Origin of the sequence: Kitasatospora sp. NPDC059722 (assembly GCF_042733235.1) — a bacterium.
Taxonomy (GTDB): Bacteria; Actinomycetota; Actinomycetes; order Streptomycetales; family Streptomycetaceae; genus Kitasatospora.
The window spans coordinates 77,820-85,929 of the sequence record NZ_JBHWGD010000039.1; the positions used below are offsets into that span (position 1 = coordinate 77,820).

Annotated in this window: 6 protein-coding genes and 1 pseudogene; 2 read left to right on the forward strand and 5 right to left on the reverse strand. The window is 75.7% G+C overall.

The features are described from left to right. Positions 1-41: 41 nt before the first annotated feature. Positions 42-992 (forward strand): DUF4436 family protein, encoded by a 951-nt coding sequence (locus ACFV4F_RS24210; RefSeq protein WP_380437409.1) that lies wholly within the window; start codon positions 42-44, stop codon positions 990-992. 46 nt (positions 993-1,038) lie between these two features. Here the strand turns inward: ACFV4F_RS24210 and ACFV4F_RS24215 are convergent. After that, positions 1,039-2,211, reverse strand: a pseudogene (locus ACFV4F_RS24215) (alpha-hydroxy-acid oxidizing protein). 117 nt (positions 2,212-2,328) lie between these two features. Continuing rightward, positions 2,329-3,192: a MurR/RpiR family transcriptional regulator gene (locus tag ACFV4F_RS24220; protein ID WP_380505386.1), complete on the reverse strand. Its 864-nt coding sequence runs from the start codon at positions 3,190-3,192 to the stop codon at positions 2,329-2,331. A 62-nt stretch (positions 3,193-3,254) separates the two neighbouring features. Here ACFV4F_RS24220 and ACFV4F_RS24225 point away from each other — a divergent pair, with 62 nt between their 5' ends. After that, positions 3,255-4,109, forward strand: a complete 855-nt coding sequence (locus tag ACFV4F_RS24225; protein WP_380505389.1) for an EamA family transporter — start codon at positions 3,255-3,257, stop codon at positions 4,107-4,109. Positions 4,110-4,144: 35 nt separating this feature from the next. Here the strand turns inward: ACFV4F_RS24225 and ACFV4F_RS24230 are convergent, their stop codons facing one another. From ACFV4F_RS24230 to ACFV4F_RS24240, 3 genes are all read right to left on the reverse strand, one after another. After that, positions 4,145-4,918, reverse strand: a complete 774-nt coding sequence (locus ACFV4F_RS24230) for a GNAT family N-acetyltransferase (RefSeq protein WP_380437401.1) — start codon at positions 4,916-4,918, stop codon at positions 4,145-4,147. Between the two features lie 178 nt (positions 4,919-5,096). Continuing rightward, the gene (locus ACFV4F_RS24235) at positions 5,097-6,191 is read right to left on the reverse strand and encodes a WD40/YVTN/BNR-like repeat-containing protein (RefSeq protein WP_380505392.1); all 1,095 of its coding nucleotides are present in this window, start codon (positions 6,189-6,191) and stop codon (positions 5,097-5,099) included. A 172-nt stretch (positions 6,192-6,363) separates the two neighbouring features. Continuing rightward, positions 6,364-7,806 carry a dihydrolipoyl dehydrogenase family protein gene (locus tag ACFV4F_RS24240; RefSeq protein WP_380505394.1) on the reverse strand — a complete coding sequence of 481 codons (1,443 nt, stop codon included), beginning with the start codon at positions 7,804-7,806 and terminating at the stop codon, positions 6,364-6,366. Positions 7,807-8,110 lie beyond the last annotated feature (304 nt).

Here is an 8,110-nt window from a genome sequence, read left to right on the forward strand (position 1 = left end):
CGTCCGCCCCCGCGCCACTCGACCGCCCCGCGAGGAGGCCGATGAACGCGTCGCCGCGCCTTCCGGGCCGTCCGCGGCGACCGGGCCGGCCCCGGGTGCGGATCCACGCCCGGTCCCGGGCCGCCGTCGAGCCGCCGGCCCGGACCCCGCGGGTGCGGCCGTGGCGGCCGGTCGTCGTCGTGGCGCTGATCGCGGCGCTGGTGGCGGCCGGGATCGGCCTCTACTTCGACGAGCGGTCGAGCCGTGAGCAGCCGCAGGCCGTCGGCAGCGCCACCACGCAGGACTTCCTGGAGCTGGACGTCGTCCTGCAGCGCGTCGACGCGACCGCCCTGACGCTGGCCGCCAAGGTCCTCGTCCAGCCGCACGGCGGCCTGGCGGCGCCGAACGGCCCGCTCGTGCCCGCGCAGGACGTGGTCGTCGAGACGACCTCCCTGGAGCAGGCCGCGCTGAAGTACCCGGCGAACCAGCAGATCAGCTTCAGCACGGTGGCGTTCAACCTGACCGACGGGCGGCTCTCGGACTACCCCTTCGACAGCTACCGCGCGCCGATCGGCTTCCGGGCGACCGTCGGCGGTCGTCCGGTGCCCGTCGTGCTGAACGTCCAGGAGGCGGACCCGTTCTTCGCCCTGCGCCGGAGCGGCCAGGAGAGCGAGGACGGCGCCGTGGAGGTCACCGAGCGGATCAGCCGCTCGCGCAGCACCTTCATCCTGGCCTGGTTCATGATCATCGCGATGTGGGCGCTGGGCCTGTCCGCGCTGGTCGCCGCCTTCCTGATCGTGCGGCAGCGGCGCGGGCTGGTCTGGCCCGCCCTGGGCTGGATGGCGGCGACGCTGTTCGCCCTCGTCGGCATGCGCAACGCGGCGCCGGGCGGTCCGCCGATCGGCTCGCTGCTGGACTACTCGGCCTTCTTCTGGGCCGAGGCGCTGGTCACCGCGAGCCTGACGATGGTGGTGGTCCGGGGGGTCCGGGTGGAGGGCCGGCACCCCACCTGACCGGCGCACCCCACCTGACCGGCCCCGTGCCCGCCGCGGCCGGGCCTCACAGCGGCCGCAGCGCCCCCTCTGCCCGCAGGTCGGCGATCGTGGGGTAGCCGTCCACCGCCATGATCAGGTCGGCCTCGGCGAGGATCGAGCGCAGCACGTGCACGATGCCGTCCGTGCCGCCGAGCGCGAGCCCGTAGGCGTACGGGCGGCCGACGGCGACCGCGGTGGCGCCCAGCGCGAGCGCCTTGACCACGTCGGCGCCGGTCCGGACGCCGGAGTCGAACAGCACCGGCAGCCCGTCGGCGGCCTCGACGACGCCGGGCAGCGCGGCGAGCGCCGGCAGTCCGCCGTTGGCCTGCCGGCCGCCGTGGTTGGAGCAGTAGACCGCGTCCGCGCCGCCGTCCTTCGCGCGGCGGACGTCCTCGGGGTGGCAGAGGCCCTTGAGCACGATCGGCAGCTCGGTGATCGAGCGCAGCCAGGGAAGGTCGTCTCAGGTCAGCGGGTTGCCGAAGACCTGCGTCCACTCCAGGACGGCGGCCCGCGGATCGGCCTCGGGCGGGTTCGCCAGCCGGGCGCGGAAGACCGGGTCGGAGGTGTAGTTGGCGAGGCAGTGGCCGCGCAGCTGCGGGAAGTTGCCCGTCGCGAGGTCGCGGGGGCGCCAGCCGGTGATCCAGGTGTCGAGGGTGACGACGATCGCCCTGAACCCGGCGGCTTCGGCCCGGTGCACGAGGCTCTCGGCGAGCGCGCGGTCGGTCGGGGTGTAGAGCTGGAAGAAGCCCGGGGTGTCGCCGAACCCGGCGGCGACGTCCTCCATCGGGTCGACGGACAGCGTGGAGGCGATCATCGGCACGCCGGTGCGGGCGGCGGCGCGGGCGGTGGCGAGGTCGCCGTGGCCGTCCTGGGCGCACAGGCCTATCACCCCGACCGGGGCCAGCAGCAGCGGCGACGGCAGGGTGAGGCCGAACAGGTCCACCGTGAGGTCCCGCCGGGCGGCGCCGACCATCATGCGGGGCACGAGCCCGTAGCGCTCGAACGCGGCGGTGTTCGCCCGCTGCGTGGTCTCGTCGCCGGCGCCGCCCGCGACGTAGGAGCGCACCGAGGGCGCCAGCGCGGCCTGCCCGCGCTCCTCCAGGTCGGAGGGGGAGAGGGGCAGGGCGGGGAGGACGCCGAAGAGGCCGTCGAAGTAGATCTCGTTCTGGTAGTCGCCGAACTGCGCCTTGGCGTTCACGTCCACGCGCTCTGCCGTCCTCTCGGAACCGGGGCAAGGGGCCGGGGCCGGCCACCCGCTCACCGTGCCCGGGTGGCGGCCGGATTTCCAGACCCGCGGGTGCGCGTGGCCGGACGCTCAGTACAGCTGGCGCCCCATGACGTCGGCCGACAGCTCCAGCGCCCGCTCGGCGCGCGGGCCGCGCACCGCGAGCAGGGTCGCGGTGAGGGCGTCGACGACGGCCAGGTGGGCGATCCGGCTGGCGGTCATCTCCAGCCCGAACACCAGGTCCTGCCCGCCCGCGAGGAGGATGTGGGTGGCGGTTTCGGTGAGCGGGGAGCGGGCGTAGCTGGTCAGCGCCAGCACGGCGGCGCCGGCCTCGCGGGCGCGGCGGGCCGCCTCGACGACGACGGGCGTGGCGCCGCCGTGGCTGACGACCAGGCAGACGCCGGTGGGCGTGAGCTGGGCCGCGGCGATCTGGGCGGTGAGCGAATCGGCCGGGGCGTCGACCGCCAGGCCGAGCGCGCGCAGCCGGTAGGCGAGGTCGAGCGCGATGGCGCCGGAGATCCCGGAGCCGGCCAGGAGCACCCGGTCGGCGCCGTCCAGCAGCTCGGCGGCGGCCCGCAGGTCGGCCGGGGTGACGGTGGCGGCCACGCCGTCCAGGGCCTCCCGGGCCGCGCCCAGGGCGTCGGCGAGCGCGCGGGCGGCCGGATCCCGCCGGTCGGCCGGGGCGGGGGCCGGGCGCGGGGCCTGCCGGGCGGCGGCGATCTTCAGCTCCTGGAAGCCGCGGAAGCCGAGCCGCTGGCACGCCCGCACCACCGAGGACGGCGCGGTGCCGGCCAGCTCGGCGACGTCGCTCACGCTGAGGTGCACGAGGTCGGCGCCGCGGTCGAGGACGACCCGGGCGACGCGTGCCTCGGTGCCGCGCAGGTCGCCGAGCCGGGTGCGGACCAGTGCGGCCAGCTGGGACTCCAGCGGAGAAAATTCGGAACGCTCTTCCATGGATCCAGTGTACCGTGGAATTCCGTTCCAAGTCTGATGCTTCGTCGGAGGGGAGTCCCGCCATGCCGGAATCCGCGTCGGCCGTGCCCGTCGTCGTGCTCGCCGCGGCACTGCTGCACGCCGTCTGGAACGGTCTCGCGCACCGGATCCCGGACAAGCTGGTCGGCTTCGCGCTGATCAACCTGACGTACACCGCGTGCGCCGTCGTCCTGGTGCTGGTCAACCCGCTACCGGCCGCCGCCAGTTGGCCCTACCTGCTGGCCTCGACGGTGGTCCAGACGGTGTCCACGGTGCTGCTCCTGCGGGCCTATCAGCTGGGGGACTTCGGGCAGATGTACCCGGTCGCGCGCGGATCGGCGCCGCTGCTGGTGGCGCTGATATCCGTGGCGGTGCTGGGCCGGCACCCGGGCGCGGGCGAGCTGTCGGGAGTCGCGGTGATCTCCTGCGGCCTGATCGGGCTGGCCTTCGCCAAGGGGGTGCCGGGGCGGGCGCAGCTGCCCGCGCTGGGGGCCGCGGCGGGCACCGGGGTGATGATCGCGCTCTACACGGTGCTGGACGGCAGCGGGGTCCGGCACGCCGGCACCGTCGGCGGCTACGTGGCCTGGCTGTTCCTGCTCCAGGGGCCGGCGCTCGTGCTGGTCGTGTGGTTGCGGCGCGGCCGCTCGCTGCTGGTCGGGGTCGGCCGGGTGGCGCCGCTCGGCATCGTGGGCGGCGTGCTCTCGCTGACGGCCTACGGGCTGGTGGTGTGGGCGCAGTCCCGGGGGGACCTCGCGACGATCGCGGCGCTACGGGAGACGAGCATCGTGATCGCCGCGCTGATCGCCACGACGGTGTTCCGCGAGCGCCTGGGCCGGCTGCGGCTGACGGCCAGCGTCACCGTGCTGGCCGGGATCGTGGTGCTGGAGCTGGCCCGGTGACGGGTCGCCGGGGGCACGGCGGCGGCCGATGGCGGTCAGCCGGTTGCCGGGGCGCCGCCCGGCACGATCACGGTCAGGGCCGTGTGCACCAGGGCGAAGCCGAGCCGCTCGTACACCCGGCGGGCCGGGTTGCCCTCGGTCACGGTCAGCTGCACCTCGGCGAGCCCGCTGCGGGCGCAGTCCGCGACGGCCCGGCGCAGCAGGTCGGTGCCGAGCCCGGGGTAGCCGCGCCCTGGGTGGCGGAAGACCTCGCCGACCCACGGCACACCGGCCCGGTCGGTGAGCACGACGCCGCCCACCACCCGGTCGTCCGCGTCCACGGCGAGCAGGCTGGCGGGCAGCACGGGCCCGATGGCCGTGCCGGCGAGCAGCGGGGCGAGCCGTTCGGCCAGCGCCCGGCGGTCGTCGCCCGCGAACCGGTCCACGTGTCCGGGGGCGAACGCGGCCCGCCACGCGTCGAACAGCTCCTCGGGCGCGCGGTCGCAGGGCGCCGCCCGCAGGCCCTCCCGCAGTGGCGCGTCCGTCCAGTCGGCGGGCGGCGGGTCGGCCACCAGGTCGCGCCGCAGCGAGTGGGCGTGCCGCAGCGGCGTGGCGCCGCGCGCCAGCAACTCCCGGCCGAACTCGGCGGATCCGGAGACCGCCCACCCCGGCATGGTGTCGCGCACGAACTCCACCGGGTCCACCCCGCCGGATCCGTCGAGGACTTCGAGCAGGTCGGCCCATGGCAGGCCCTCCCGCTCGCCCCGCCGGTACCGCACCACCGGCACCCCGTCGGAGGTCCGCCCGATCACCCAGTCCGTCTCCGCCACGCCTGCCCCATCGTCGAGATCGTTCGTGTTCCGGCCATACTGACCAGCCCGGACGACCGGGGGCAACGGTTTGTTCCGAACACAGGCTTCGTGCAGGCCCTCTGCCGGCCTCGTGCCAGCGTCCTACCGGCCCCGTTCCGGCCGCGTGCCGGTGTTCCGGGCCGACGGCGGCCCTGCATCAGGAGATCACGGCCGCGCGCACGCACAGCACGTCGGGCAGGTGGGACTTGAGCAGCGTCCAGCTGTCGCCCTCGTCGTGGCTGGCGTACACGTCACCGGTGCGGTTGCCGAAGTAGATGCCGGCCGGGTCGGCGTCGTCGGTGCGCAGGGCGTCGCGCAGCACGATGCCGTAGTGGTCCTCGCCGGGCAGGCCGTCGGCGAGCGGCTGCCAGCTGTCGCCGGCGTCCTCGGTGCGGAAGACCCGGCAGCGGCGGCCGGGCGGGATGCGGTCGCCGGAGCCGCCGAGCGGGAACAGGTAGGCGGTGTCGCCGCGGCGCGGGTGCGCGGCGATCGCGAAGCCGAATTCGGCGGGCAGCCCGTCGACGATCGTCCGCCAGCTCGCGCCCCAGTCGTCGCTGCGGTACACGCCGCCGTGGTTCTGCAGGTAGAGGCGGTCGGGGTGGACCGGGTCCGGGGCGATCTTGTGGACGCACTGGCCGAACTCCGGGTACTGGCTCTCCTCGGGGAAGAACTCTGCGCGCAGACCGGTGTTGGACGGCTCCCAGCTCTCGCCGCCGTCCTTGCTGCGGTAGACGCCGCCGCTGGAGACGGCGACCAGGAGCCGCTGCGGGTCGCGCGGGTCGGTGAGGATGGTGTGCAGGCCCTGGCCGCCGTAGCCGGCGCCCCACTGGGAGCGCTGCGGGTGGTCCCACAGGGCCCGGACGAGGGCGAAGGTCTCGCCCCCGTCCTCGGAGCGGAACAGCGCGGCCGGTTCGGTGCCCGCGTACACGACGCCGGGCGCCTCGGGCCCGGCGGGCTGGAGCTGCCAGACCCTGGTGAGCGAGGCGCCGGTGCCCTCGGGGAAGCGGATCGCGGGCTCGGCGGGCTCGTTCCAGCTGGTACCGAGGTCGTCGGAGCGCCACACCGACGGGCCCCAGTGGCTGCTGTCGGCGCCCACCAGCAGCCGGGCGCGGCCCTCGCGGCGGTCCACGGAGACGGAGTAGATCGCGTTCATCGGGAAGTGCGGCCCGCTGAACTCCCAGCTCAGCCGGTCGCGGCTGCGGCCGAGAAAGAGGCCCTTCTCGGTTCCGACGGCCAACAGCACCTCGGTCATGCCAACACACCACCTGGTCACGAGAAACCGCCCCCCGGGACGTCCCCCGACTGCCAGTCTCCCGCCGTCCACCCGAGGTCACATCTCGCCGCGCCGAGCAGTGCCGGGCAGTGCCGAGCAGTGCCGAGCCGGTGACCTCGGGGGACGGCGGACGGAGGACGGCATCAGGCGCTCAGCCCCGGCAGCCCTCCAGGAGCCGCAGCCACACCTCGCTGATCGTCGGGTACGCGGGCACGGCGTGCCAGAGCCGGTCGATCGGCACCTCGCCGACCACCGCGACGGTCGCCGAGTGCAGCAGTTCGGCGACCGCGGGGCCGACCAGGCAGGCACCGACCAGCACCTGACGATCCAGGTCGAAGACCACCCGGGCCCGGCCGCGGTAGTCGTCGCCGTACAGCGAGGCCCCGGCCACGGCGCCGAGGTCGTGGTCGACGGCCTTGACCCGCAGCCCGGCCCGCTCGGCCGCCGCCAGGGTCAGGCCGACGGCGGCGACTTCCGGTTGCGTGAAGACGACCTGCGGCGCGCCGGCGCTGTCGGCCGACGCGGCGTGCGCGCCCCAGCGCGAGGTGTCCAGCTCACGCCCCTGGGCCCGGGCCGCGATGGCCGCGCCGGTGATCCGCGCCTGGTACTTGCCCTGGTGGGTGAGCAGCGCCCGGTGGTTGACGTCCCCGGCGGCGTAGAGCCACTCGCCGGGCACGCCGAGCACCGTGCAGCTGTCGTCCACCTCCAGCCAGTCGCCCGGCTTCAGCCCGACCTGCTCCAGGCCGATGTCCGCGGTCCGCGGGGCCCGCCCGGTCGCGTACAGCACCTCGTCGACGCTCAGCCGCTCGCCGTCCGACAGCGTCAGCACGACCGGTCCGGAGCCGTCCGCCCGTTCCAGCGCGGTGACCTCCACCCCGAACCGGACGTCCACCCCGGCCTCGCGCAGGCCGTCGCCGACGAGCTCGCCCGCGAACGGCTCCATCCGCGGCAGCAGCCCGCCGCCGCGCACCAGCAGGACGACCTCCGCACCCAGCGCCCGCCACGCCGTCGCCATCTCCACGCCGACCACGCCGCCGCCGACCACCGCGAGCCGCCCGGGGACGGCGGGGGCCCCGGTGGCCTCCCGGTTGGTCCACGCCCGGGCCTCCGCCAGCCCCGGCACCCCGGCCGGCAGCACCGGGCGGCTGCCGGTGCACACGGCGACGGCGTGCCGGGCGGTCAGCACCCGCTCGCCGCCGTCCTCCGCCTCGACCGTCACGGTCCGTGCGCCGGCCAGCCGGCCGTGGCCGCGCACCAGCTCGATGCCGGTGTCGCGCAGCCACTTCACCTGGCCGTCGTCCCGCCAGTGCGAGGTGAAGGAGTCCCGCCGGGCCAGCACCGCGGCCGCGTCGAGCCGCCCCTCGCCGACGGCCTCGCGCGAGCCGGCCACCGCGCGGGCGTCGGCGAGCGCCGCCGCCGGGCGCAGCAGTGCCTTGCTCGGCATGCAGGCCCAGTACGAGCACTCGCCGCCGACCAGTTCGGCCTCGACGATCACCGTGCGCAGGCCGGCCGCGACCGTCCGGTCGGCCACGTTCTCGCCGGTCGGCCCGGCGCCCAGGACGATGACGTCGAACTCCTCGGGCGTGGTGGTCATGCGCGGTCCTCCGTCGTGTCGATGGTCACCCCGGCGCCGGGGGTCCGTCTGCAGACTCCCGCCTGCCGGGCGGCGTTGGGGCACGCGCCTCGCCGCGTTGTCGTCGGTCGCCGATGTCCCCCAGCCTGACGGCCGGGAGGTGCCCCCACCGCATGGACTCCCTCCTCCGCCTTGCGATGCACGCACCCCAACGCCGCCCGGCCCGCCCACCGGGCGGACGACGGGAGTTTGACGACAGGCCCTGGACCCGGGGGAGGATGGGCGCATGCAGCTGAGGATCGAGGCCACCGACCTGCCCGGCCGC

Bases quoted from the DNA above. Each gene is read 5' to 3' on its own strand.
- ACFV4F_RS24225 (WP_380505389.1), top strand. From the start codon at position 3,255: ATGCCGGAATCCGCGTCGGCCGTGCCCGTCGTCGTGCTCGCCGCGGCA.
- ACFV4F_RS24235 (WP_380505392.1), bottom strand. From the start codon at position 6,191: ATGACCGAGGTGCTGTTGGCCGTCGGAACCGAGAAGGGCCTCTTTCTC.
- ACFV4F_RS24220 (WP_380505386.1), bottom strand. From the start codon at position 3,192: ATGGAAGAGCGTTCCGAATTTTCTCCGCTGGAGTCCCAGCTGGCCGCA.
- ACFV4F_RS24210 (WP_380437409.1), top strand. From the start codon at position 42: ATGAACGCGTCGCCGCGCCTTCCGGGCCGTCCGCGGCGACCGGGCCGG.
- ACFV4F_RS24240 (WP_380505394.1), bottom strand. From the start codon at position 7,806: ATGACCACCACGCCCGAGGAGTTCGACGTCATCGTCCTGGGCGCCGGG.